The sequence below is a fragment of the Pseudomonas lalkuanensis genome, assembly GCF_008807375.1.
In the GTDB taxonomy this organism is placed as follows: Bacteria; Pseudomonadota; Gammaproteobacteria; order Pseudomonadales; family Pseudomonadaceae; genus Metapseudomonas; species Metapseudomonas lalkuanensis.
Window position 1 is genome coordinate 3,914,488 of the sequence record NZ_CP043311.1, and the last position, 21,804, is coordinate 3,936,291.

Annotated in this window: 28 protein-coding genes; 14 read left to right on the top strand and 14 right to left on the bottom strand. The window is 64.7% G+C overall.

Going from position 1 to position 21,804, the window contains the following annotated elements; all coding sequences use genetic code 11:
• Positions 1-131: 131 nt before the first annotated feature.
• The 3 genes from rloA to FXN65_RS18255 are packed head-to-tail and all read left to right on the top strand — an operon-like array spanning position 132 to position 3,190.
• A complete protein-coding gene (rloA, locus tag FXN65_RS18245; protein ID WP_151135013.1) occupies positions 132-668 on the top strand; it encodes a retropepsin-like aspartic peptidase RloA in 537 nt (178 codons plus the stop codon).
• 5 nt (positions 669-673) lie between these two features.
• On the top strand, positions 674-2,200 hold the full coding sequence (gene rloB / locus FXN65_RS18250) for an osmotic stress tolerance membrane protein RloB (protein WP_151135015.1): 1,527 nt from the start codon (positions 674-676) through the stop codon (positions 2,198-2,200).
• A gap of 3 nt (positions 2,201-2,203) precedes the next feature.
• Positions 2,204-3,190 (top strand): alpha-L-glutamate ligase-like protein, encoded by a 987-nt coding sequence (locus FXN65_RS18255; protein ID WP_151135017.1) that lies wholly within the window; start codon positions 2,204-2,206, stop codon positions 3,188-3,190.
• A 135-nt stretch (positions 3,191-3,325) separates the two neighbouring features.
• Here the strand turns inward: FXN65_RS18255 and speE are convergent, their stop codons facing one another.
• On the bottom strand, positions 3,326-4,186 hold the full coding sequence (speE, locus tag FXN65_RS18260) for a polyamine aminopropyltransferase (protein ID WP_151135019.1): 861 nt from the start codon (positions 4,184-4,186) through the stop codon (positions 3,326-3,328).
• Positions 4,187-4,383: 197 nt separating this feature from the next.
• Between speE and FXN65_RS18265 the strand changes: the two genes are divergently transcribed.
• On the top strand, positions 4,384-5,244 hold the full coding sequence (locus FXN65_RS18265; protein ID WP_151138868.1) for a DNA-3-methyladenine glycosylase family protein: 861 nt from the start codon (positions 4,384-4,386) through the stop codon (positions 5,242-5,244).
• 1 nt (position 5,245) lies between these two features.
• Entirely contained in the window at positions 5,246-5,746 is a 501-nt protein-coding gene (locus tag FXN65_RS18270) for a methylated-DNA--[protein]-cysteine S-methyltransferase (protein WP_151135021.1), read from the top strand.
• A gap of 1 nt (position 5,747) precedes the next feature.
• On the opposite strand, the gene FXN65_RS18275 is transcribed toward FXN65_RS18270, so the two are convergent.
• From FXN65_RS18275 to aroC, 6 genes are all read right to left on the bottom strand, one after another.
• A complete protein-coding gene (locus FXN65_RS18275) occupies positions 5,748-6,305 on the bottom strand; it encodes a histidine phosphatase family protein (protein ID WP_151135023.1) in 558 nt (185 codons plus the stop codon).
• Between the two features lie 183 nt (positions 6,306-6,488).
• A complete protein-coding gene (gene mtnC / locus FXN65_RS18280; RefSeq protein ID WP_151135025.1) occupies positions 6,489-7,172 on the bottom strand; it encodes an acireductone synthase in 684 nt (227 codons plus the stop codon).
• Positions 7,173-7,272: 100 nt separating this feature from the next.
• Complete coding sequence (locus FXN65_RS18285) at positions 7,273-7,818, bottom strand: 1,2-dihydroxy-3-keto-5-methylthiopentene dioxygenase (protein WP_151135027.1); 546 nt, start codon at positions 7,816-7,818, stop codon at positions 7,273-7,275.
• 87 nt (positions 7,819-7,905) lie between these two features.
• Entirely contained in the window at positions 7,906-8,520 is a 615-nt protein-coding gene (locus FXN65_RS18290; protein WP_151135029.1) for a methylthioribulose 1-phosphate dehydratase, read from the bottom strand.
• On the bottom strand, positions 8,517-9,677 hold the full coding sequence (locus tag FXN65_RS18295; RefSeq protein ID WP_151135031.1) for an MFS transporter: 1,161 nt from the start codon (positions 9,675-9,677) through the stop codon (positions 8,517-8,519). The genes FXN65_RS18290 and FXN65_RS18295 overlap by 4 nt, the downstream gene beginning before the upstream one ends.
• Positions 9,674-10,765 (bottom strand): chorismate synthase, encoded by a 1,092-nt coding sequence (gene aroC, locus FXN65_RS18300; protein WP_151135033.1) that lies wholly within the window; start codon positions 10,763-10,765, stop codon positions 9,674-9,676. The genes FXN65_RS18295 and aroC overlap by 4 nt, the downstream gene beginning before the upstream one ends.
• A gap of 134 nt (positions 10,766-10,899) precedes the next feature.
• Between aroC and FXN65_RS18305 the strand changes: the two genes are divergently transcribed.
• Both FXN65_RS18305 and FXN65_RS18310 read left to right on the top strand, forming a co-directional pair.
• The gene (locus tag FXN65_RS18305; protein WP_151135035.1) at positions 10,900-11,880 is read left to right on the top strand and encodes an alpha/beta hydrolase; all 981 of its coding nucleotides are present in this window, start codon (positions 10,900-10,902) and stop codon (positions 11,878-11,880) included.
• Between the two features lie 105 nt (positions 11,881-11,985).
• Positions 11,986-12,765, top strand: a complete 780-nt coding sequence (locus FXN65_RS18310) for a hypothetical protein (protein WP_151135037.1) — start codon at positions 11,986-11,988, stop codon at positions 12,763-12,765.
• Positions 12,766-12,774: 9 nt separating this feature from the next.
• On the opposite strand, the gene prmB is transcribed toward FXN65_RS18310, so the two are convergent.
• Positions 12,775-13,689: a 50S ribosomal protein L3 N(5)-glutamine methyltransferase gene (prmB, locus tag FXN65_RS18315; RefSeq protein WP_151135039.1), complete on the bottom strand. Its 915-nt coding sequence runs from the start codon at positions 13,687-13,689 to the stop codon at positions 12,775-12,777.
• 224 nt (positions 13,690-13,913) lie between these two features.
• Here prmB and FXN65_RS18320 point away from each other — a divergent pair, with 224 nt between their 5' ends.
• The 3 genes from FXN65_RS18320 to FXN65_RS18330 all read left to right on the top strand — a co-directional run bounded on the left by FXN65_RS18320 (position 13,914) and on the right by FXN65_RS18330 (position 15,552).
• Entirely contained in the window at positions 13,914-14,510 is a 597-nt protein-coding gene (locus FXN65_RS18320; protein ID WP_151135041.1) for a cysteine hydrolase family protein, read from the top strand.
• A gap of 98 nt (positions 14,511-14,608) precedes the next feature.
• On the top strand, positions 14,609-14,929 hold the full coding sequence (locus tag FXN65_RS18325) for a hypothetical protein (RefSeq protein ID WP_151135043.1): 321 nt from the start codon (positions 14,609-14,611) through the stop codon (positions 14,927-14,929).
• A gap of 50 nt (positions 14,930-14,979) precedes the next feature.
• Positions 14,980-15,552, top strand: a complete 573-nt coding sequence (locus tag FXN65_RS18330; RefSeq protein ID WP_151135045.1) for a Smr/MutS family protein — start codon at positions 14,980-14,982, stop codon at positions 15,550-15,552.
• Positions 15,553-15,584: 32 nt separating this feature from the next.
• Here FXN65_RS18330 and FXN65_RS18335 read toward each other — a convergent pair whose 3' ends face one another.
• Complete coding sequence (locus FXN65_RS18335; RefSeq protein WP_151135047.1) at positions 15,585-16,175, bottom strand: carboxymuconolactone decarboxylase family protein; 591 nt, start codon at positions 16,173-16,175, stop codon at positions 15,585-15,587.
• Between the two features lie 89 nt (positions 16,176-16,264).
• Here FXN65_RS18335 and FXN65_RS18340 point away from each other — a divergent pair, with 89 nt between their 5' ends.
• The 3 genes from FXN65_RS18340 to FXN65_RS18350 all read left to right on the top strand — a co-directional run bounded on the left by FXN65_RS18340 (position 16,265) and on the right by FXN65_RS18350 (position 17,648).
• Positions 16,265-16,603: a winged helix-turn-helix transcriptional regulator gene (locus FXN65_RS18340; RefSeq protein WP_151135049.1), complete on the top strand. Its 339-nt coding sequence runs from the start codon at positions 16,265-16,267 to the stop codon at positions 16,601-16,603.
• A gap of 83 nt (positions 16,604-16,686) precedes the next feature.
• Positions 16,687-17,235 (top strand): GTP cyclohydrolase I FolE, encoded by a 549-nt coding sequence (gene folE, locus FXN65_RS18345; protein ID WP_151135051.1) that lies wholly within the window; start codon positions 16,687-16,689, stop codon positions 17,233-17,235.
• 182 nt (positions 17,236-17,417) lie between these two features.
• A complete protein-coding gene (locus FXN65_RS18350; protein ID WP_151135053.1) occupies positions 17,418-17,648 on the top strand; it encodes a hypothetical protein in 231 nt (76 codons plus the stop codon).
• Here FXN65_RS18350 and FXN65_RS18355 read toward each other — a convergent pair.
• The 4 genes from FXN65_RS18355 to FXN65_RS18370 all read right to left on the bottom strand — a co-directional run bounded on the left by FXN65_RS18355 (position 17,645) and on the right by FXN65_RS18370 (position 20,612).
• Positions 17,645-17,992 (bottom strand): GFA family protein, encoded by a 348-nt coding sequence (locus FXN65_RS18355; RefSeq protein ID WP_151135055.1) that lies wholly within the window; start codon positions 17,990-17,992, stop codon positions 17,645-17,647. The two genes, FXN65_RS18350 and FXN65_RS18355, sit on opposite strands and share 4 nt — an antisense overlap.
• Positions 17,993-18,094: 102 nt before the next feature.
• A complete protein-coding gene (locus FXN65_RS18360) occupies positions 18,095-18,556 on the bottom strand; it encodes a bacteriohemerythrin (protein WP_151135057.1) in 462 nt (153 codons plus the stop codon).
• A gap of 266 nt (positions 18,557-18,822) precedes the next feature.
• Positions 18,823-19,425: a glutathione S-transferase family protein gene (locus FXN65_RS18365; RefSeq protein WP_151135059.1), complete on the bottom strand. Its 603-nt coding sequence runs from the start codon at positions 19,423-19,425 to the stop codon at positions 18,823-18,825.
• A 20-nt stretch (positions 19,426-19,445) separates the two neighbouring features.
• Positions 19,446-20,612 carry an aminotransferase-like domain-containing protein gene (locus FXN65_RS18370; protein ID WP_151135061.1) on the bottom strand — a complete coding sequence of 389 codons (1,167 nt, stop codon included), beginning with the start codon at positions 20,610-20,612 and terminating at the stop codon, positions 19,446-19,448.
• An 82-nt stretch (positions 20,613-20,694) separates the two neighbouring features.
• Here FXN65_RS18370 and FXN65_RS18375 point away from each other — a divergent pair, with 82 nt between their 5' ends.
• Positions 20,695-21,150 carry a MarR family winged helix-turn-helix transcriptional regulator gene (locus FXN65_RS18375; RefSeq protein ID WP_151135063.1) on the top strand — a complete coding sequence of 152 codons (456 nt, stop codon included), beginning with the start codon at positions 20,695-20,697 and terminating at the stop codon, positions 21,148-21,150.
• Here the strand turns inward: FXN65_RS18375 and FXN65_RS18380 are convergent.
• The gene (locus FXN65_RS18380; protein ID WP_151135065.1) at positions 21,147-21,776 is read right to left on the bottom strand and encodes a hypothetical protein; all 630 of its coding nucleotides are present in this window, start codon (positions 21,774-21,776) and stop codon (positions 21,147-21,149) included. The two genes, FXN65_RS18375 and FXN65_RS18380, sit on opposite strands and share 4 nt — an antisense overlap.
• Positions 21,777-21,804 lie beyond the last annotated feature (28 nt).

Here is a 21,804-nt window from a genome sequence, read left to right on the forward strand (position 1 = left end):
TAGAATGCGCGCCGCCAGCGCCAGTCTGGGCGCCAATGACTTGCCTGCTAGACTCCCAGACCAGGCGCCGCAGCCAAGATGGCCGTGGGCCGGGCTCCTGGACCGATGACCGCGTTACGCTCAAAGGACTTATGACACTCAAGCCCTTCGCCCCGATTGCCTGCCTGCTCGCCCTCCCCGGCCTTGGCTTCGCCACCGAGAAGACCGTCTACGGTCTCAACGAATACGCCAAGCTGAAGGACCTCGATCTGGAAGTCGCAGCCAAGCTCGACACCGGCGCCAAGACCGCTTCCCTCAGTGCCCGCGACATCAAGCGCTTCAAGAAGGATGGCGAAGCCTGGGTCCGTTTCTATCTCGCCATCGACGACGCTCACGAACACCCGATCGAGCGCCCGCTGGCGCGGATCAGCAAGATCAAACGCCGCGCCGGGGACTACAACCCCGATGAAGGCAAGACCTACACCGCACGCCCGGTCATCGAACTGGAGGTGTGCATGGGCAAGGCCCTGCGACAGATCGAAGTGAACCTCACCGACCGCAGTGCTTTCCAATATCCGCTTCTGATCGGTTCCGAGGCGCTCAAGCGCTTCGATGCACTGGTCGACCCGAGCCTTAAATACGCTGCCGGCAAACCCGGCTGTGCCACCGACGCAAACTCTGACGAGTAACCCACATGCGCTCTCTTACCCTGCATCTGAAAGTCCTGATCACCCTGTTGGTGAGCCTGGGCGTTCTGATAACGGCCTACCAGATCTTCATCCAGGGCATCCCGATCACCGAGGATGCGACCGACGACCTCTGGAACATCGACGCCAAAGTCGAGTTCCAGGCGAATCCGCGCGACCCGGTCAAGGTCCAGATGTTCGTTCCGCCGCTGAACCGGGACTACGTCAGCCTCAACGAGAGCTTCATCTCCAACAACTACGGGGTGAGCATCAATCGCGTGGATGGCAACCGCAAGGTGACCTGGTCCGCGCGGCGCGCCAGTGGCAACCAGACCCTCTACTACCGCCTGGTGCTGACCAAGCGCTATAGCGGCGAGAAGCCCAAGGACAAGGGGCCGATCTTCCGCGACAGCATCGCGGTGGAGGGCCCCGAGAAGATCGCCGCCGAAGCCCTGCTGGCCCCCATCCGCCAGCACTCGGCCGACGTCGAGACCTTCATCAGCGAGACCATCAAGCGGGTGAACAACCTGAACGATGACAACGTCAAGCTGCTGCTGGCCGGCGACACCAGCACCCCGAACAAGGCCAAGGCCATCGAGCTGCTGCTGTCCATCGCCCACGTACCGATGGAGCGCGTGCACACCATTCGCCTGATGAGCGAGCAGGCCCAGACTCCCGAGCTCTGGCTGCGCAGCTTCAATGGCGAGAACTGGCTGTACTTCAACCCGGATACCGGCGAGCAGGGCCTGCCCAGCGACCGCCTGATCTGGTGGACCGGTGACGACAACCTGATCAGCGTCGACGGCGGCAAGAAGGTCCAGGTGACCTTCAGCATGAACAACAGCGAGATGAACGCCATTCGACTGGCCAAGCTGACCGACGAAAACACCGACGCCGACTTCCTCGAGTACTCGCTCTACGGCCTGCCGCTGCAGACCCAGCAGACCTACCAGATCATGATCATGATCCCGATCGGCGTGCTGGTGATCCTGATCCTGCGCAACCTAGGCGGCCTGCAGACCCTGGGTACCTTCACCCCGGTGCTGATCGCCCTCGCCTTCCGCGAAACCCAGCTGGGCTTCGGCATCGTGCTGTTCACCATCATCACCGCACTCGGCCTGTCGCTGCGCTCGTACCTCGAGCACCTGAAGTTGCAGATGTTGCCGCGACTATCGGTGGTGCTGACCTTCGTGGTGGTGCTGATCGCAGTCATCAGCCTGCTGAGCCACAAGCTCGGCCTAGAGCGCGGCCTGTCCGTGGCCCTGTTCCCGATGGTGATCCTGACCATGACCATCGAACGCCTCTCCATCACCTGGGAAGAGCGCGGCGGCGGCCATGCCTTCAAGGTGGCCATCGGCACCCTGGTCGCGGCCACCCTGGCGCACCTGCTGATGACCGTGCCGGAGCTGACCTACTTCATCTTCACCTTCCCGGCGGTACTGCTGATCATGGTGGGCTTCATGCTGGCGATGGGTCGCTACCGCGGCTACCGCCTGACCGAGCTCTTCCGCTTCAAAGCCTTCCTGAAGGACTGAGCCATGTTCGGCCTGCTCAAGACGTGGAAAGCCCTCGAAGCCAAAGGCATCATGGGCATCAATCGGCGAAACGCGGACTACGTGCTGAAGTACAACAAACGGCACCTGTACCCGATCGTCGACGACAAGATCATCACCAAGCAGCGCGCCATCGAGGCGGGAATCCACGTACCCGAGATGTACGGGATCATCTCCACCGAGAAGGAAATCGAAAAGCTCAACGACATCATCGGCGAGCGTAACGACTTCGTGATCAAGCCGGCGCAAGGCGCCGGCGGCGACGGCATCCTGGTGATCGCCGACCGCTTCGAAGGCCGCTACAAGACGGTGTCCGGCAAAATCATCAGCCACGAGGAAATCGAGCACCAGATTTCCTCGATCCTCACCGGGCTCTACTCCCTCGGCGGACACCGCGACCGCGCGCTGATCGAGTACCGCGTGACGCCGGACCAGATCTTCAAGAGCATCAGCTACGAAGGCGTGCCGGACATCCGCATCATCGTGCTGATGGGCTACCCGGTGATGGCGATGCTGCGCCTGCCGACCCGCCAGTCCAACGGCAAGGCCAACCTCCACCAGGGCGCCATCGGCGTCGGCGTGGACCTGGCCACCGGTGTCACCCTGCGCGGTACCTGGCTGAACAACAAGATCGCCAAGCACCCGGACACCACCAACGCGGTAGACGGCGTGCAACTGCCGAACTGGGACGGCTTCATGAAGCTGGCCGCCGGTTGCTACGAGCTGTGCGGCCTGGGCTACATCGGTGTCGACATGGTGCTGGACCAGGACAAGGGCCCGCTGATCCTCGAGCTCAACGCCCGCCCCGGCCTGAACATCCAGATCGCCAACGACTGCGGCCTGACCCACCGCGCCCACGCCGTCGAGGCTCGCCTCGAAGAGCTGAAGGCCAAGGGCATCCAGGAAACCCCGGAAGAACGCGTGCGGGTATCCCAGGAGCTGTTCGGCCATGTGCGGCCGGCAGAGATCTGATCCACCGCGCCAACGAAAAAGCCCGGCCAAGTGCCGGGCTTTTCATTGCCCGTCGACCAGTCGCCCCCCGGGCCGCACGGACTTCCGCCCCAAAAGAAAGGGGCCTTCCGGCCCCTTTTTCATCCCCCGTCGACCTCAGTCGTTGCTGGGCTTGTTGATGGCGTGCAGCACGTACTGCGGCAGCGCGAAGGCGCCTACGTGGATTTCCGGGTTGTAGTAGCGGGTCACGATGCCGCTGCCGGCGTAGCGCTGACGCAGGGTATCCAGCGGCAGCTTGCGCATATCCGGATCGGTGGCGCCCCAGGCGAAGGTCATGGAGCCGCCGATGTAGGTCGGTACAGCCGCCTGGTAGAAGTGCCAGTCGGCGAACAGGCTGTCCATGCGGCTGGCAGTGGTCTGCACTTCGCCAAGCTGCATGAAGGGCGTGCCGTTCTGGGTCACCAGCACACCGCCATCGTTCAGGCAGCGGCGGCAGGCCTGGTAGAAGTTCTCGGAGAACAGCACCTCGCCCGGACCGATGGGATCGGTGGAGTCGGAGATGATCACGTCGAACTTCTCCTCGGTGGTGGCGACAAAGCGCATGCCGTCGTCGATCACCAGGTTCAGGCGCGGGTCTTCGTAAGCGCCCCTGGAGTGGTTCGGCAGGAATTCCTTGCACATCTCGACGACGGTGCCGTCGATCTCGACCATGGTGATGCGCTCGATATCGCGGTGTTTGCGCACTTCACGCAGCATGCCGCCGTCGCCGCCGCCGATGATCAGCACGCTCTTCACCGCGCCATGGGCGAGGATCGGCACGTGGGTCAGCATCTCGTGATAGATGAACTCGTCCGCCTCGGTGGTCTGGATCACGCCATCCAGCGCCATCACACGGCCCATGCGCGCGTTCTCGAAGATCACCAGGTGCTGGTGCTCGGTGCGCACTTCGTGCAGCAGCTTGTCCATGCGGAAGCGCTGGCCGTATCCGTCGTAGAGAGTTTCCTGGTAATCGCTCATGGGTTGTCTCCCCTGCTGGCTGTATTCGCGGACGGTGCACCGCCCCATGAAAAGGCGCGCATTCTACGATGGCTTCGATGACAGGTCGAACCGCAGCGGGCGAATTTGAAAGTCAGTTTTGCAGAGACGACACGGCGCCAGGAGGATATCGTCGCACCATGACCACAAACGCTCCCTCGACTGATTCCCGCGAGCCCATGCGCCTTGATTACTTCGAGCCCTGGAGCTGGAAGCAGTTCCAGCAACATTTCGCACTGCGGCGCCTGCCCGGTGTCGAGCACCTGACCGGCGACAGCTACTGCCGCAGCTTCCGCCTCGGCGAGCGCACCGGCTGGTTTCGCCTGCGGCCATCGCACGGCGCCCTGGAGCTCGAACTGAGCCCGGCGGCCAGCGACCTCGCCCCTCGCCTGGCGCCGCGCATCCGGCAAATGTTCGACCTGGACAGCGACCCCGCCACCATCGCGCGACACCTCGGACGCGACCCACTGCTGCAGGGGCTGCTGGCACGCTATCCAGGCCTGCGCCTGCCGGCGGCCTTCGACCCGTTCGAGCAAGGCGTGCGCACCATCATCGGCCAGCAGGTGACGGTAAAGGCCGCGGTGACCATTGCCGGACGCCTGGTGGAGCGGCTGGGCGACCCGCTGGAAGACGCCGAAGGCGACGGTCCGCAACGGCTCTTCCCCACGCCCCAGGCCATCGCCGACGATCCGCTGCCCGGCATCGGCATGCCAGGCAAACGTGTCGACACCTTGCGCCGCTTCGCCCAGGCGGTCGCGGACGGAAGCCTGGAACTGAGCCTGGCGGCAGGCGTCGAAGCCCTGATCGAACGTCTCTGCGCCCTGCCCGGCATCGGCCGCTGGACCGCCGAATACATCGCCCTGCGCGCCTTCGGCCAGCCGGACGCCTTCCCCGCCGCAGACCTCGGCCTGCTCAAGTCGCCGCTCTGGGGGCCGGACGGCATCAGCGCCCGGGAACTGACCAGCCGCGCCGAACAGTGGCGGCCATGGCGCGCCTATGCCGCCGTCTATCTCTGGCAGAGCTACGCCGAGGACAACTGACATGTACTTCCGCTTTCACGACAGCCCCACAGGCTCCCTGCTGCTCGCGGGCGACGATGCTGGCCTTCAAATGCTCTACATGGACACCGAGCGACGCGGATACCCGAATGCCGACTGGCAGCCGGCCAGCCGCCAGTTCGACGAAGTCTGCCGGCAACTGGACCGCTACTTCGAAGGCCGCCTGAAGCGCTTCGACCTGTCTCTCGCGCCCCACGGCACGCCCTTCCAGCAAAGGGTCTGGCAAGCCCTGCTGGAGATTCCCTACGGGCACACCACCAGCTACAGCGAACTGGCCAAACGCATCGGCAATCCGAAGTCGGTGCGGGCGGTGGGCACGGCCAATGGTGCCAACCCCATTTCCATCATCATTCCCTGCCATCGGGTGATCGGCCGCGACGGTAGCCTGACCGGCTATGCGGGCGGTCTGGCGCGCAAGGCGCTGCTGCTGAAGCTGGAAGGCGTGAAGCTGCAGCCGGAGCAGGACCAGTTGTTGCTGATCTGAGTCAGGGCTGACGGATGCGCGCCAGCACCTTCGGCGGCTCGGCCAGCGGCAGCGCGATGATCAGCCCTTCTCCGTTCTTCGGCGCCACCCCGGTCAGCGCCTTGATGTTCACCTGGTGGCTGACCATCACCACGGGCCGGTCCTTGGGCACCTTGTCGATGGCCTTGCGCAGCTCCACCGTCTGCGCCGCCTGGCTTTCCGGATCGCTGAAAAAGGAGTCCAGCGCCGACAAGGTCTCCACGGCCCCCAATCCCATCTCCTGGGCAGTGTCCTGGGCACGGCACCAGTTGCTGGTATAGAGGCGCGGCTGCTCCACCTTGCGCCGCACCAGCAGCTTGCCCCAGCGCCGCGCTTCCTGGCGGCCCCTGTCGCTGAGATTGCGCTGGGTGCTGCAATCGCCCAGGCGGAACCCTTCCGGATCACCAGTGCCCGGGGCTGTGGTATGGCGCAGCAGGAGGAAGGCCTTGCCTTCGCGCAGGGCCTGCCAGGCCGACTTCTGGTCGGCGACCACTGGCAATGCCAGCAGCGCAATGAGCGTCAGGATGACGATGCGGGTCATGGCCGGGTCGCCAATGGCGGAACCCGGCCACGGGCGATCCCGAACAGGCCTGGATCAGGACAAGCCGCGACGACGCAGAGGCAGGAACCCATGGGGGACGCTCCCGGATGGATGCAGTCACCCCAAGGATAGATCGACCGACGGCGGCCTACCTCGCGTCCCGTCAGACGATTTCAGACGGTTTCAGACACGCGCCAGATCGATAACCGCGAAGCTGGCCACGGTCTCGTGACCTTCCAGCACGCCGCCCTCACGAGCCAGGCCAATGGTCTGCATGCCCGCATCGAGTGCAGCGTCCAGCTCCTGGACCACATCGGACAGGAAGAGGATCTGCTCGGCCGGCAGGCCGATGGCGGCGGCGATCTGCCGGTACGATGCCGCCTCGCGCTTGGGACCACTGGTGGTATCGAAGTAGCCGGAAAACAGCGGGGTCAGATCGCCTGCTTCGGAGCAGCCGAAAATCAGCTTCTGCGCCTGGATCGAGCCGGAGGAATAGACATAGAGGTCGTAGCCCTCCTGTTTCCAGCGGCGCAGCGCCTCCACTGCATCCGGGTAGACATGGCCCTTGAGCTGGCCGGCGCGGTAGCCCTGCTCCCAGACCATCCCCTGCAGTGCTTTCAGCGGCGTAGCCTTGCGGTCTTCGGCGATCCAGCCCAGGAGAATCTCCACCACCCGCTCGAGACTGGCTCCGGCTTCGCCGCTTTCCGCGCGCACCGCGTCGATCTGCAGCGCCACCGCAGGTTCATCGGCGCGGGCCAGGACGAACTCAGGCAGGTGGCGTGCAGCGAAGGGGAAGAGCACGTCGAAGACGAAGCTCACCGCGCTGGTGGTGCCTTCGATGTCGGTGAGGATGGCCTTGATGGGCATTGGGAAACTCCAGGTGAATCGAATGTTGCCATCGCAGGGGCCCGCTTGCCGGCGAAACCACAACACTTCGCGAGCAAGCGGGTTCCTACGGAGGCTGGGATCAGTCTTCCAGCTGCGGGAAGCGCTTGGCGATCTCGTCGCCGGTGAACTGGGCGACCCAGCCTTCCGGGTTGTTGAACAGGCGGATGGCCACGAAATGCGGATGCTCGCCCATGTCGAACCAGTGGCGGGTGCCGGCCGGCACGGAGATCAGGTCGTTCTTCTCGCAGAGAACCGCGTAGACGTAGTCGTCGATATGCAGGGTGAACAGGCCACGGCCGGCAACGAAGAAGCGCACTTCGTCCTCGCCATGGCGGTGCTCGTCGAGGAACTTGGCGCGCAGTTCGGCCTTCTGCGGGTGGTCGCTGTTCAGGCTGACCACGTCGACGGTCACGTAGCCCTGCTCACGCATCAGCCGGTCGATCTGCGGGCGGTAGGCGGTGATCACCTCATCCTGGCTGGCACCCGGGGCGATGGGGGCCGAAGCCTCCCAGCGCTCGAAGCGCACACCAACGGACGCCAGGGTGGAGGCGATGTCGTCCAGGTGGGTCAGGACCTTGTTCGGCAGGTCGGGGCTGGATTCATGGTAGACGGTCAGGCTGCTCATCTGGGTACTCCTTGCGGGCCTCCTCCCGGTTTTGCAGGCGGGTCGGAGGCGCCGTTGTCAGTCAGGCACCTTCGTGGGAAGGAAGCATCAGCGTCGGGTGATCGAGAGGGTCTTCAGCTCGCACTCGAAGAGGAATTCGAAGGCCTCGACCTGACGCAGGACATCGCTCATGCGCGGCCCCCAAGTATAGAGGCCGTGACCACGGATCAGGTATCCGACGCAGTCCGGATGCTCGTCAAGCCAGGGTTGCACCTGGCTGGCCAGGCGGGCGATGTCCTGGTCGTTGTCGAAGATCGGCACCAACACCTGGGACTCGTGGGTGGTGATGCCGCTGAAGGCCTTCTGCAGTTCGTAGTCGGCGAACACCAGGGAATCGGCCAGGGTCAGCCGCGACAGCACGGTGGCGTTCACCGAGTGCGTGTGCAGCACCGCGCCGATCTCCGGCTTCCAGCGGTAGAGCTGGGTGTGCAGCAGGGTTTCCGCCGAAGGCTTCTTGCCCGGCTCCAGGCTGTTGCCGTCCATGTCGGTGGCCAGCACGTCATCCGGGCCGAGCTGGCCCTTGTGCTTGCCGGATACGGTCAGCAGCGCCTCATTGGCAGAGATCCGCGTCGAATAGTTGCTGCTGGTGGCCGGCGACCAGCCGCGGCCGTACAGGAAGCGGCCTGCGTCGATGATTTCCTGGGCGAGTTGTTGGCGATTCATGCCCGCTCCTCCTGCAATCGGGTGGCAATGATAACGGCTGCGGCAAGTGCCGCGAGACTGGCGATGACGTAGGTCCAGAGCGGCCCTAGGCTGCTCCAGGCGTAGCCCGAGTAAAGCGCGCCGAGGGCGCCGCCGGTGCCGGCCAGGGCCGCGTAGAGCGCCTGCCCCTGACCTTGCTGGCGCGCCCCGAACCGACGCTGCACGAAATGGATGGCGGCTGCGTGAAAGCTGCCGAATGTGGCGGCGTGCAGCACCTGGGCGAACAGCAGGACCGGCAACTGGTCGGCGAAATTGCCCAGCAGCAGCCAGCGCAGCGCAGCGATCAGGAAGCTGGCCAGCAGCACCACTCGCACCGAATAACGCGCGAGGATGCGCGCCATCACGATGAATAACAGCACTTCAGCCACCACGCCAAGGGCCCAGAGCTGGCCGATCAGGCTGCGCGAATAACCGAGCGACTCCAGGTAGATGGTCTGGAAGCTGTAGTAGGGCCCGTGGGACAGTTGCATCAACCCGACACCCATATAGAAGGCCCGCACACCCGGCTGGCGCAACTGGGCAAGGAAACCGCCCTGCCCGGCCGCGCCCGGCCGGGCCTGGGGCGTCGCGTTGGGCACCCAGAAGCTGCTGAGGACGATGCCGCTCATGATGAACACCAGCGCCCAGGGATAGAGGTCCAGGCTGAACAGCTCGAACAGCTTGCCCAGGCCGATCACCGTGAGGATGAAGCCGATGGAGCCCCACAGCCGTACCTGGCTGTAGCGCGCCGCCTGCTCCCGCAAGTGCGCCAGGGTAATCACCTCGAACTGCGGCAGCACCGCATGCCAGAAGAAGGCATGCAGCGCCATGATCAGCGCCAGCCAGGCATAGCTGTGGCTGACGAAGATCAGCGAGAAGGTCAGCAGGGTGCAGAAGGCGCCGAAGCGGACGATATCCAGGCGCCGGCCACTGCGGTCTCCCAGCCAGCCCCAGAGATTGGGCGCCACGCAACGCATCAGCATGGGGATGGCCAGCAGCTCGCCGATGCGCGCACTGGCGAAGCCCAGGTGCGCGAAGTACAGGCCCAGGAAGGGCGCCGTAGCGCCCAGCAGGGAAAAGTAGAAGAGATAGAAACTGGACAGCCGCCAATAGGGCAGCGCGTTCGCGCCGCCCGTCACAGCTGGCCGAGCACCGGCGTTTCCACCCGCACATCGGCATTCTGCGCGCGGTGGCGCAGCAGGTGGTCCATCAGCACGATGGCCATCATGGCTTCGGCGATCGGGGTGGCGCGAATGCCCACGCAGGGGTCATGGCGGCCCTTGGTGATCACCTCCACCGGGTTGCCGTGAATGTCGATGGAACGGCCGGGGGTGGTGATGCTGGAAGTGGGCTTGAGCGCCAGGTTGGCGACGATCGGCTGGCCCGAGGAGATGCCACCGAGGATGCCGCCGGCGTTGTTGCTGAGGAAGCCTTCCGGCGTAAGCTCGTCGCGGTGCTGGGTACCGCGCTGGGAGACGCTGTCGAAGCCCGCGCCGATTTCCACGCCCTTCACCGCGTTGATGCTCATCAGCGCATGGGCAAGTTCGGCATCCAGGCGGTCGAAGATCGGCTCGCCCAGGCCCGGCGGCACGCCTTCGGCGACCACGGTGATCCTGGCGCCCACCGAATCCTGGTCGCGACGCAGCTGGTCCATGTAGGCCTCCAGCTCCGGCACCTTGTCCGGGTCGGGACTGAAGAAAGCGTTCTGCTCCACCGAATCCCAGGTCTTGAAGGGGATCTCGATGGGGCCGAGCTGGCTCATGTAGCCGCGCACGGTGATGCCCTGGGTGGCCAGGAACTTCTTGGCGATGGCGCCGGCGGCCACGCGCATGGCGGTTTCCCGCGCCGAGGAACGGCCGCCGCCACGGTAGTCGCGAATGCCGTACTTGTGGTGGTAGGTGTAGTCGGCGTGGGCCGGGCGGAACAGATCCTTGATCGCCGAGTAGTCCTTGGACTTCTGGTCGGTGTTGCGGATCAGCAGGCCGATGGCGCAACCAGTGGTCTTGCCTTCGAAGACGCCGGAGAGGATTTCCACCTCGTCGGCTTCCTGGCGCTGGGTGGTGTGGCGGCTGGTGCCCGGTTTGCGGCGGTCGAGGTCACGCTGCAGGTCCTCAAGGGACAGCTCCAACCCCGGCGGGCAGCCGTCGACTATGGCGACCAGCGCCGGACCATGGCTTTCGCCAGCGGTGGTGACGGTGAACAGCTTGCCGTAGGTGTTGCCGGACATGCACAGTGCTCCGCAGAAATGGGCCTCGATTCGAAGGTCGAGCAGTATACCCGCGGTGCCTGGCCAGTTCACCCCTCGGACCTTGTGCCAGCACGTCCGTCCAACCCGCCACTCCAGACACCGACTCCGACCCGATGCTGCGACTATTCCTGCTATTTCTCCCCCTGCTCGCCGGCCTGGCCCAGGCCGCCCCCCAGAGCGTGCTGCAACGCCCCGTCGAACTGGACACCGGCAACGGCATCCTGCGCGGCACCCTGCTGCGGCCGAAGACCGACCAGCCCGTCCCAGTGGCACTGATCATCGCCGGCTCCGGCCCCACCGACCGCGACGGCAACAACCCCATCGGCGGCCGCAACGACAGCCTGAAGAAGCTCGCCCAATTGCTGGCGCGCAATGGCATTGCCAGCCTGCGCTACGACAAGCGCGGCATCGCCGCCAGTCGCGATGCAGGAACCGACGAACGCCAGCTGAGCATCGAGCTTTACACCCGGGATGCTGCAGCCTGGGGCCAATCCCTGAAGCGGGACCCGCGCTTCTCGCAGCTCATCCTCATCGGCCACAGCGAAGGCGCACTGATCGCCAGCCTGGCGGCGGATGCGGCCGGCGCCGATGCGCTGATCAGCATTTCCGGCAGCGCCCGCCCCATCGACCAGTTGTTGCGTGACCAGTTGCAGAGCCGACTGCCACCGCGCTTGCTGACCCAGAGCGAAGCAGTGCTTACCAGCCTGCGTGCGGGCCAGCAGGTGGCCAACGTACCCCAGGCACTGGAGGCGCTGTTCCGCCCCAGCGTGCAGCCCTACCTGATCTCCCTGTTCCGCCAGGACCCGGCACAGGCGTTTGGCCGGTTGCGGATTCCGGCGCTGATCCTGCAGGGCAGCAGCGATATCCAGGTCAGCGTGAGCGATGCCGAGCAGCTCAAGGCCGTCCGCCCCGACGCCGAGCTGGTAATCGTCGAAGGCATGAACCACATGTTGCGCATCGTGCCCATGGACGTGGAGCAGCAACTGGCGTCCTATCGCAATCCGCAACTGCCCCTGGCTCAGGAACTGGGCAAACACATCCTGGCGTTCATCAAGGGGCTGCCCGACTCCAGAAATGCGGGAATCGGCCGATAAGACGAAAGGTTCTGTAGGAAATCTGGCCCAATACGGGAAACAGCGTACAGAATCCGGACTGGCGTACCAGATACGTCGTCACAGGCTCCTACAAGGTACTTCCCAATGACCGAAAGCCCAGCCGAACAGCAGAGTGCCGAAGAGGCCGCGCCCCAGCCCCATCCCTGGGCCGAGCTGGTTGCCGAACACTTCGACCTCCTGCGCCTCGCGCCCTTGCCTATTGACCGCCATACCGGGGCTCGGCCGCTGCGTTTTGTCGAACTGGGCCGCGTGGAGCGCCACAACAACGAGCTGAGCATGCTGCGCCTGAGCATCGGCCTGCCCGGGCAGAAAGTGCGCAAGGAACAGAACCTGCTGGAGGTCTGGGCCGACCATCGCAGCAAGGAAGTCCGCTTCGGTCCGGACAACGGCCTGCACCTGGAACCCCAGAACCGCGGCCTGGGTCGCTTCCTGCTGGCCCAGGGTGTCGCCTGGGCCAGGCAACGCTGGGCGCACTATCGGGTAGAAGGTGGCGCCCTCCCCGCCAGGGACGCCCTGGACAACGAAGTCCGCCTGCGCCGCGACCACGTGCTCAAGGCGCAAGGTTTCGAAGTCACCTACCTGGACAACGTTCAGCTGAAGGCCAGCTACGGCGCCGGCCGGGTCAGCGAACTGCACGGTGACTGGCACCGCGAGAAGGTGCAGATCCTGGGGTTGCAGGAAGCCGCCGCCATGCTCGAACAAGCCGACCAGAACCTGCAGCGGCAGGACGTGGAGATTCGCAAACTGGAAGAGCGCATCGCCATCTACAAGCGCGAAGACGGCGGCCTGCGTTTCACCATCGCCTGCCTGGTGGCCTTCGCGGTATTCCAGGCCGGCCTGTTGATCTGGATTACTACCCGCTGACCCGACGGGTCAGGGATTCAGGCGCGAGCGGAACAGCGCCTGGTGCTCACGGCACTGGTTGGCGCTGAGCATGAACACGCCGTGCCCACCGTGCTCGAAGTCCAGCCAGAGGAAGTCCACTTCCGGATAGAGCGCTTCCACGTGAACCTGGCTGTTCCCCACTTCCACGATCAGCAGGCCCTTCTCAGTGAGATGGTCCGCCGCTTCGGCCAGCATCCGCCGCACCAGGTCGAGGCCGTCGTTGCCGCAAGCCAGGCCCAGTTCGGGTTCGTGGTGGTACTCCACCGGCATGTCGGCGAAGTCTTCCGCATCCACGTAGGGAGGGTTGGACACGATGAGATCGAAGCGCTGTCCCGGCAGGCCGTCGAAGCCGTCGCCCTGCACCGTGTAGACGCGGTCTTCCAGGCCGTGGCGCTCGATGTTCAGGTTGGCCACTTCCAGGGCGTCGAAGGACAGGTCACCAAGCACCACCTCGGCGTTGGGGAAAACATGGGCGCAGGCGATGCCGATGCAGCCCGAGCCGGTGCAGAGGTCGAGCACCCGCGCCGGGTCCCGGGGCAGCCAGGGGGAGAACTGCTGCTGGATCAGTTCGGCGATGGGCGAACGCGGCACCAGCACCCGCTCGTCGACGACGAAGGGCATGCCGCAGAACCAGGCCTCACCCAGCAGGTAGGCCACCGGTACTCGCTCTTCGATGCGTCGGCGCAGCAACTCGCGCAGGTGCGTGCACTCGTCCTCTTCCAGGCAGCAGTCCAGGTAGCTGTCGGCAATCTCGTAGGGCAGGTGCAGCGCGCCCAGCACCAGCTGGCGGGCCTCATCCCAGGCGTTATCGGTGCCGTGACCGAAGAACAGGTTTTCGGCATGGAAACGGCTGACAGCCCAGCGGATGTGGTCACGCAGGGTGCGCAGGCGGGATTCGGACACGGCAGCTACCTCAGAAAGCGGGCCGCAGATTCTACCATCCCTGCCGCTTGGGGGCAGCCTGCAGCGGCCGACGAACGGCCTCCCCCGAGCCTGTCCCCGCCCCCCCTGCAAGCCGCAAAGCGACCGAACGCCCGCACCGGGCGAGACAACTGGACCTTGGTCCATGGTTCACTTATTCCGTCGCAGGGCGGACAATGGTGGCCATGTCGTACCTGGAGACTCGCATGTCCGCTCCCAAATCCATGTTCCAGCTCAGTGGCCGCGGCTATCCGCCGGCCAATCTGAACAATGCCACCCTTGTGATCGTCGACGCCCAGGAAGAGTACCGCAGCGGCGTTCTCGCTCTGCCCGGGCTGGATGCCGCCCTTGGCGAAATCGCCAGCCTCCTCGCTGCCGCCCGCGCCATGGGCAGCGCGATCGTCCACGTGAAACACCTCGGTGTCCCCGGCGGCATCTTCGACCCCCGCGGCGAACGCGGTGAGCACCTGCCCGAAGCCGCGCCCCTGCCGGGCGAGATAGTGGTCGAGAAGCGCCTGCCCAACGCCTTCGCCGGCACCGACCTGCATGACCGCCTGCAAGCGATTGGCCACCTGGACCTGATCGTCTGCGGCTTCATGACTCACTCCAGCATCAGCACCACGGTCCGCGCTGCCAAGGACTATGGTTATCGCTGCACGCTGGTGAGCGCCGCCTGTGCGACCCGCGACCTGCCGACCGTCGATGGCGGCGTCATCAGCGCGGAAGAAATGCACCGAGTCGAGGTGATCGCCCTGGCCGACAACTTCGCCAGCGTGGTGCCGCAGGCCAAGGCGCTCATCTAGGAAAGCGCCCTCACATCCCGCGACATCAGCGACGGGGTTGGCCGGAACCACCGCCAGAAGGCGCCGGTCATACCCCGATCAAGCAAGAGGACGTGCGGATGAAGTTATCCGATGGTTTCGATGCCCGCCGCCTGCGACCCCGAGGTCCAGGCAGCTGGCGCTGGCGTTTCGCGGCGGCACTGGCCGCCCTGTTCGCCGGCTTCGGCGTGCTGCTGGCAATGGCCGGCACCGCCACCCTCCTGGGTCGCCCACCTGCCCTCGGCCCCCTCAATGACAGCACCGGCGCGGCCATCGTGCTGCTGCTCTTCGGCCTGCTCTTCCTCTGGATCGGCGTACTTGGCTGGCGCCTCTGCCGCCGACGCTCCAGGCGCCGCAACGGTCTCAGCATGTCGCCGCATCTGATGAAGAAACGTGACTGAGCCTGGCGCCGGGCATTTGGGTACACTAGCCGCCCTTCGCGGAGGCCTGTATGCAAGACGACGCCCACAACGACGATGATTTTTCCCTGTTCACCGAGCAGATGCGCGGTGTGAAGCGTATCCATGACGACCGCGCGGACACCGGCAAGCCCAGGATCGACAACCGCCAGCTCGCCAACCGTCGGCAGAACGCCACGGTGACGCAAACGAGCATCAAGGTGGATGGCCTGTCCGACCAGTTCGTCATCGACGTGGGCGCAGAGGACGAACTGTACTGGGCTCGCGACGGTGTGCAGGAAGGCCAGATGCGCAAGCTCAAGCAGGGCCAGATCGGCTTCGAGGGCAGCCTCGACCTGCACGGCATGACGGTGGAGAAGGCCCGCGAAACCCTTTGGGACTTCATCGCCGAAGCCACCCGCTTTGAAGTGCGCTGCGTGCGCGTCACCCACGGCAAGGCGGCACGGCTGGACGGCAAGCGCCCGCTTATCAAGAGCCACGTCAACACCTGGCTGCGCCAGCATCCGCAGGTACTCGGTTTTACCTCCTGCATGCCGAAGCACGGCGGCACCGGTGCCGTCTATGTGATGCTGCGCCGGACCATGCTCGAAGGTCGCGACGAGTAACCGAGGTTCTGATGGGCGTCGGCGATGCTGCGTCAGGAACAGCCTCGCCCTAGCTCGCGAGATCCTGCGCTTTCTGGGGCTGACGGAAACCTCGGCGCACGGTCTTCCAGCGCCACCCGCAAGCCTTTCACCAGGAAAGACACTGCGTGATAGAAGCCCGCCAGCATCACGCACTCCACCAGTTGCTCCTCGCTGAAGTACCCGCGCAGGCGCTGCCACAGGTCGTCGTCGATATCTGCCTGCTCATGCAGGGCATCGGCCATGGCCAGCAACGCCAGCTCCGACTCCTCCCACAGCCCGGCATCCACCGGCAACCGGCAGGTGTCGGCCAGTTGCGCCTGGCTGAACCCTGCCTTGGCATTGAACGCCGCCACGTGAACGCCCCATTCGTACTCGGCGCCGCAACGCGCCGTGCTGCGCAGGATCAGCAGCTCCCGTTCACGCAGGCTGATGCTGCCTCGATCCAGCAGCCCGCCGGCCATCATCCGCTGCAGTACTCGCGGATTGCGCGCAACGCAGCGGAACAGCAGCAGGGGCGGAGCGCCTGACATCACCCGGTCGAAGGCGGCCTGGATGTCCGGATCGTAAGGAGCCTCGACGGGCTGGATGCGGGGTTCGTTCATGGCGGTGCTCCTGCTGGGCTGATACGCTACCGAAAACGTAGCACTCGCAATCAACCTTCGCTACTAAATCAGAAGCAAAAGGAACGACCATGACCACTCCCCTTCCCGGCCAACCGGTTCGCGGCTCCACCAGCGGGCGGCCGATCATGGCTCTGCTCGACCTCCTCGGTCGACGCTGGAGCCTGCGCATCCTGTGGGAACTGCATCAGGGTCCGGCGACCTTTCGCGACTTGCAGGCGCGCTGCGAAGGCCTGTCACCCTCGGTTCTCAATACTCGCCTGGGGGAGTTGCGTCGGGCGCTGCTGGTGGAAATTGGCGAGTCGGGCTACTGCCTGACGGCGGACGGCGAAGAACTGGCGCGGCGCTGTCTGCCGCTGGCGGAATGGGCCGAGCACTGGGCCAGCCGCCTGCCCGCGCCTGAAAAATGACTCACGCTGGCGCATGGTGCCCTTGCCAGCCGCCCCTTCGCGCCCTACCCTGCGCCTTTGCGTAAACCCCCACAGGAATTTCCATGTCCCTGGAACAGCATTACACCGCGATCCTCGGCCAGCTCGGCGAGGATGTCTCCCGTGAAGGCCTGCTCGATACTCCGAAGCGTGCCGCCAAGGCGATGCAGTACCTCTGCCGCGGCTACCAGCAGACGCTGGAAGAAGTCACCAACGGCGCCCTGTTCAGCTCCGACAACAGCGAAATGGTGCTGGTGAAGAACATCGAGCTGTACTCGCTCTGCGAGCACCATCTGCTGCCGTTCATCGGCAAGGCTCACGTGGCCTACATCCCCAACGGCAAGGTACTGGGCCTGTCCAAGGTGGCGCGCATCGTCGACATGTACGCCCGCCGCCTGCAGATCCAGGAGAACCTCAGCCGCCAGATCGCCGAAGCCGTTCAGCAGGTCACCGGCGCCCTGGGCGTTGCCGTGGTCATCGAAGCCCAGCACATGTGCATGATGATGCGCGGTGTGGAGAAGCAGAATTCCTCCATGGTCACTTCGGTGATGCTCGGCGAATTCCGCGAAAACGCCGCGACCCGCAGCGAATTCCTCAGCCTGATCAACAACTGAGTTTCGCTGTCCCCCGAAAAGCCGGCTTGCGCCGGCTTTTTCGTTTCCGCACGGCGCGGAGGCCGATCCGGGATTGGCTCAGGCGTATTCCGGGCGATTGGCTATCGGATTGTCACGATGGCGCGCGCAATCTGGCACCTTCAGGCATTCCCCGGCTCACGCCTCTCGGAAGGAGATGGACCATGTCGACCACGACGCCCCGAACAATCCTGATCCGCGCAAAGCGCCGGAGTGCGATAAAGCTGCAACAGCACCTGCACCTCATGGTCGCGCGCTTCGGTGGCCATCTGGAACAGCCCGATGCCGGCGAATGGGTGTTGGCGGCCTACCCCTGGGAATGGCACGAAGCCGGCAAGGCGCTCGGCAGGCTGTTCGACAGCGGCCTGGTCAGCGGCCTGAGCTTCGCAGACTAGAAACTCCGCCCATCTGCCTTCACCGCCTTGAGCCCCTCCAGGGGCACGTCCTCCAGGCAGCGCACGTTCACTGCGGCCAGGGCCTTCCCCTTCGGATCGGTGGCCTCGCCGAAGGGCGCGCAGCCGCAATTGGCGCAGAAGTGGTGGGCGATATGCATGCGATTGAAGCGGTAGGTGGAAAGATCGGACTCGGGCGTGGCGAGCTTGAGCTGCTCGCGCGGGACAAACCAGAGCAGGTAGCCACGCCGGCTGCACAGCGAGCAGTTGCACTCCATGACCTGCTCCAGGGTGCCTTCCACTTCGAAGGCGATCTTCCCGCAGTGGCAACTGCCTCGATATTTCATGGTCGACACTCCCGGAAACGCCTGTTGGCAGGCTGGAGCGTCCAACTTAGTACAGGGTCGGTAGGTCCGCCATGAATGCCGAAACCAGGCAGTGACAACCACTCAACCGAAGAAGCGCCTCATCGAGCGCGATAGCCAGCCGCCGCTGCTGTCGTCCCGGGTCAACTGCTGCATGTTGGCCTTGACCGCTTCGACATAGTTGGCATCGTCGTTGCGGATGTGATTGAACAGCCAGCGGCCGAGCAGATCCTTGAGTTCGTCGGCCACGTCATCGCCGGCCTGATGACGTGTGCGGAACACGTTGACCCGTCGGATGAACAGTTCGTGGACCTTCTTGTGCGCGCGGCTGAACTGGTAGCCGGCATCTTCCAGCAGGGTTTCCTCGAAGGCGAAGTGCGACAGCGTGTAGTCGACCACTTCCTCGATCACCCGCGCCACGGCGGCCTTGTCCATCTGCAATTGGGCGGCATGCAAGTCGTTGATCATCTCGACGATGCGCTTGTGCTGGCCATCGATGACCTCGATGCCGGTGTCCAGATCACTTTCCCACTCGAGATACGCCACTTGCTCTCCTCACCGCGCCGCCCAGCGTTGTCTGAAAATTCGGAACGGCCGGTAGGCTAGTGGCTGGCAGCGAGAAAAATCTTGATTCCAATCAATAAGATGAGAACAACCTGCAGCCGAGACGTGAACAGCGTTACAACTCGCTACGCGGGGGCCGGGACATGAGGCAGCGGACAGCCCGAGACAGCTCATAGCCGCCAGGCGCTCACTGACCGCCACAGACGAAAAAGCCGGCTTGCGCCGGCTTCTTCATGAACCAGAAAACCTCAGTCGTGCATGCCCACATGGCGCGGGTGGCTGGCCACTCGGTCCAGCCAGGCGAGGATCGCCGGGTAGCCGGACAAGTCGAAGCCGCCTTCATGGGCCACATGGGTGTAGGCGTAGAGGGCGATATCAGCGATGGAGTACTGGTCACCCACCAGGTACGGCGTGCGTTGCAGCTGCTTCTCCATCACCTTCAGTGCCTTGTTCCCGCGCGCCTGGCAGACCTTGTACTCCTCCAGGCGATCGTCCGGCATGCCCTGGTACAGCTGGATGAAACGCGCCACCGCAACATAGGGCTCGTGGCTGTACTGCTCAAAGAACTGCCACTGCAACACCTGGGTACGCAGACGCGGCTCGGCAGGCAGGAGGTCGGTGCCTTCGGCGAGGAAATTCAGGATGGCGTTGGACTCCCACAGGGTCGTGCCATCCTCCAGTTCCAGCACCGGGATCTTGCCGTTGGGGTTCTTTTCCAGGAATTCGGCGCTCTGGGTCTCACCCTTGAGGATGTCCACGGGAATCCACTGGTACGGCTGGCCGAGCAGGTTGAGGATCAGCTTGACCTTGTAGCAATTGCCGGATTTGTAGTCGCCATAAACCTTGTACATCGCTACTCCCTCCCCGGTAGTCAGGCCGCTTCCGCTGCCTGGGCTTGACGGATGACGCCCGCGAGCCGCTTCAGGCCTTCGCCCAGGCGCTCGGGTGCCACGTGGCTGAAATTCAGGCGCAGGTGGCCCGGATGCTGGTCCGGATCGATGAAGAACGGCTCGCCCGGCATGAAGGCGACATTCTGCTCCAGCGCCGGCTTCAGCAGGGTGCGAGTGTCCAGCGGCTGTTTCAGGGTCAGCCAGAAGAACAGGCCGCCCTGGGGGATTTCCCAGGTGGCCAGCTCGCCGAAGTGCTCTTCCAGTGCCGCCTGCATGGAGTCGCGGCGCACGCGGTAGAAGTCGCGCAGCTCGGCCAGATGCTGGCGGTACTGCTCGGTACCGAACCATTGCAGTGCCTGCCACTGGCCGATGCGGTTGGTGTGCAGGTCGGCGGACTGCTTCAGGCGCAGCAGGTGCGGGAACAGGTCCGGCGTGGCGATCAGGAAGCCCACGCGCAAGCCCGGCAGCAGAGTCTTGGAGACGGTGCCGGTGTAGATCCAGCTCGCCTTCTTCAGGCGGCTGACGATAGGAGTCGCGGCGCCCTCATCGAACACCAGCTCGCGATAGGGCTCGTCTTCGATAAGGGTGACGCCGAACTCGTCCAGCAACGCGGCGACCGCATCGCGCTTGGCTTCGCTGTAGCGGGTGCCGGACGGATTCTGGAAAGTCGGGATCAGGTAGGCAAACGACGGCTTGTGCTGCTCCAGGCGCTGGCGCAAGGCGGCGATCTCAGGGCCGTCGGCTTCCTGGGACACGGCGATGCAATCGGCGCCGAACAGCTGGAAGGCCTGTAGGGCCGCCAGGTAGGTCGGGGCCTCCAGCAGTACTTCGGTGCCCGGATCGATGAACAACTTGGAAGCCAGGTCCAGGGTCTGCTGGGAGCCGCTGACGATCAGCACCTGGCTCGCTTCGCAGGGCACGCCGAGGGCACGCGCCTGGGCGGCTATGGCTTCACGCAGTGCCGGCTCGCCTTCGCTCATGCCGTACTGGCCCATGCTGGCCGGCATTTCGTCCCAATCCACTTTCGGCAGCATCGGCTCGGCCGGCAGGCCTCCGGCGAAGGACATCACTTCCGGACGCTGGGCGGCAGCAAGGATTTCGCGGATCAGGGAGCTTTTCAGGCGGGCGATGCGTTCGGAGAAGGCCATGGATTGTCACCGGGTGCGGAAGCGAGGAAATTAAGTCAAACTGCTTGACCGAAACTACGACGACCGCGACAGATACGTCAATATGCTTGACCTGAAAAATCCCAGCATTCAGCAAGCCGCCATGGAAGCCTTCTTCTTCGGCTACCAGGCCTTCACCAGCAAGCCGGACGAAATCCTCGCCCGCCGGGGCCTGTCGCGGGTGCATCACCGCATCCTGTTCTTCATCGCCAAGTACCCGGGGCTGAGCGTCAAGGAGCTTTTGGGCTACCTGGGCGTGACCAAGCAAGCGCTGAACACGCCGCTGCGGCAACTGGTCGAGTTGAAACTGGTGGAAAGCGTGGCCGCGAGCGATGACAAGCGTAAGCGCATGCTCGGTTTCACCAGCGAAGGGGCGAAGCTGGAACAGGCCCTGCGCCGGGAACAGGCGCGCTTGCTCCAGCGCGCCTTTGGCGAAGCCGGGGAAGAAGCAGTGCGCGGCTGGCTGGAGGTCAACCAGGCCCTGTGCACCGCCCGCCAGGGAGACGCCTCGGAAGGTTAGGCGGAACGCTCCAGCTCCCGCGCGCCACGGAAGAACACCAGCATCATCGCCACGCTGCTGGCGATCAGCGGCAGCAGGCCCAGCATCATCAGCACGATGGTGGCCATCATGATCCCGCCTACCAGGTCCAGCCAGGCCATCACACGAAACGCCGGATAGACGTTCTGCACCTTCAGCAGACGCACGCCGAACCAGGCGGTCAGCGCCCCCAGCAAGGCAATCACCCCGAAATAGAGCAGCATCGGCCAACCGGGTTCGGTGCTGGCATCCCCCATCAGCAGGTCCAGTATTTCGATCGCCAGGCTGACGACGATCACCGCCCAGATCGGCGGCGCCAGCCCATCGGCGGAGAAACGTGCCTCGGCGAACAGCTTGAAGCGGATCAGCAGGTAGCAGCCGAGGAAGGTCAGGGCCACGCCGATCCAGTCGGAAACACTCACCAGCCGTGGGTCCTCGGTGACGCCGGCGGCCACGGCGAAACCGGTGATGAGCAGGGTGCCCACCGCGCTGACCAGGCTCAGCCAGCCCAGTAGCCTGAGGTTTCCCGGGGTCCAGCCTTCCATCTGCCGTGGACCGGCATCTTCGACCAGATCCACCCGCGGCGCGGCGTAGGGATTCTCGTCCATGTGCGTCTCTCCAGGCGGAAAACCAACA

Bases quoted from the DNA above. Each gene is read 5' to 3' on its own strand.
- rloA (WP_151135013.1), top strand. From the start codon at position 132: ATGACACTCAAGCCCTTCGCCCCGATTGCCTGCCTGCTCGCCCTCCCC.
- rloB (WP_151135015.1), top strand. From the start codon at position 674: ATGCGCTCTCTTACCCTGCATCTGAAAGTCCTGATCACCCTGTTGGTG.
- FXN65_RS18255 (WP_151135017.1), top strand. From the start codon at position 2,204: ATGTTCGGCCTGCTCAAGACGTGGAAAGCCCTCGAAGCCAAAGGCATC.
- speE (WP_151135019.1), bottom strand. From the start codon at position 4,186: ATGAGCGATTACCAGGAAACTCTCTACGACGGATACGGCCAGCGCTTC.
- FXN65_RS18265 (WP_151138868.1), top strand. From the start codon at position 4,384: ATGCGCCTTGATTACTTCGAGCCCTGGAGCTGGAAGCAGTTCCAGCAA.
- FXN65_RS18270 (WP_151135021.1), top strand. From the start codon at position 5,246: ATGTACTTCCGCTTTCACGACAGCCCCACAGGCTCCCTGCTGCTCGCG.
- FXN65_RS18275 (WP_151135023.1), bottom strand. From the start codon at position 6,305: ATGACCCGCATCGTCATCCTGACGCTCATTGCGCTGCTGGCATTGCCA.
- mtnC (WP_151135025.1), bottom strand. From the start codon at position 7,172: ATGCCCATCAAGGCCATCCTCACCGACATCGAAGGCACCACCAGCGCG.
- FXN65_RS18285 (WP_151135027.1), bottom strand. From the start codon at position 7,818: ATGAGCAGCCTGACCGTCTACCATGAATCCAGCCCCGACCTGCCGAAC.
- FXN65_RS18290 (WP_151135029.1), bottom strand. From the start codon at position 8,520: ATGAATCGCCAACAACTCGCCCAGGAAATCATCGACGCAGGCCGCTTC.
- aroC (WP_151135033.1), bottom strand. From the start codon at position 10,765: ATGTCCGGCAACACCTACGGCAAGCTGTTCACCGTCACCACCGCTGGC.
- FXN65_RS18305 (WP_151135035.1), top strand. From the start codon at position 10,900: ATGCTGCGACTATTCCTGCTATTTCTCCCCCTGCTCGCCGGCCTGGCC.
- FXN65_RS18310 (WP_151135037.1), top strand. From the start codon at position 11,986: ATGACCGAAAGCCCAGCCGAACAGCAGAGTGCCGAAGAGGCCGCGCCC.
- FXN65_RS18320 (WP_151135041.1), top strand. From the start codon at position 13,914: ATGTCCGCTCCCAAATCCATGTTCCAGCTCAGTGGCCGCGGCTATCCG.
- FXN65_RS18325 (WP_151135043.1), top strand. From the start codon at position 14,609: ATGAAGTTATCCGATGGTTTCGATGCCCGCCGCCTGCGACCCCGAGGT.
- FXN65_RS18330 (WP_151135045.1), top strand. From the start codon at position 14,980: ATGCAAGACGACGCCCACAACGACGATGATTTTTCCCTGTTCACCGAG.
- FXN65_RS18335 (WP_151135047.1), bottom strand. From the start codon at position 16,175: ATGAACGAACCCCGCATCCAGCCCGTCGAGGCTCCTTACGATCCGGAC.
- FXN65_RS18340 (WP_151135049.1), top strand. From the start codon at position 16,265: ATGACCACTCCCCTTCCCGGCCAACCGGTTCGCGGCTCCACCAGCGGG.
- folE (WP_151135051.1), top strand. From the start codon at position 16,687: ATGTCCCTGGAACAGCATTACACCGCGATCCTCGGCCAGCTCGGCGAG.
- FXN65_RS18350 (WP_151135053.1), top strand. From the start codon at position 17,418: ATGTCGACCACGACGCCCCGAACAATCCTGATCCGCGCAAAGCGCCGG.
- FXN65_RS18355 (WP_151135055.1), bottom strand. From the start codon at position 17,992: ATGAAATATCGAGGCAGTTGCCACTGCGGGAAGATCGCCTTCGAAGTG.
- FXN65_RS18365 (WP_151135059.1), bottom strand. From the start codon at position 19,425: ATGTACAAGGTTTATGGCGACTACAAATCCGGCAATTGCTACAAGGTC.
- FXN65_RS18370 (WP_151135061.1), bottom strand. From the start codon at position 20,612: ATGGCCTTCTCCGAACGCATCGCCCGCCTGAAAAGCTCCCTGATCCGC.
- FXN65_RS18375 (WP_151135063.1), top strand. From the start codon at position 20,695: ATGCTTGACCTGAAAAATCCCAGCATTCAGCAAGCCGCCATGGAAGCC.
- FXN65_RS18380 (WP_151135065.1), bottom strand. From the start codon at position 21,776: ATGGACGAGAATCCCTACGCCGCGCCGCGGGTGGATCTGGTCGAAGAT.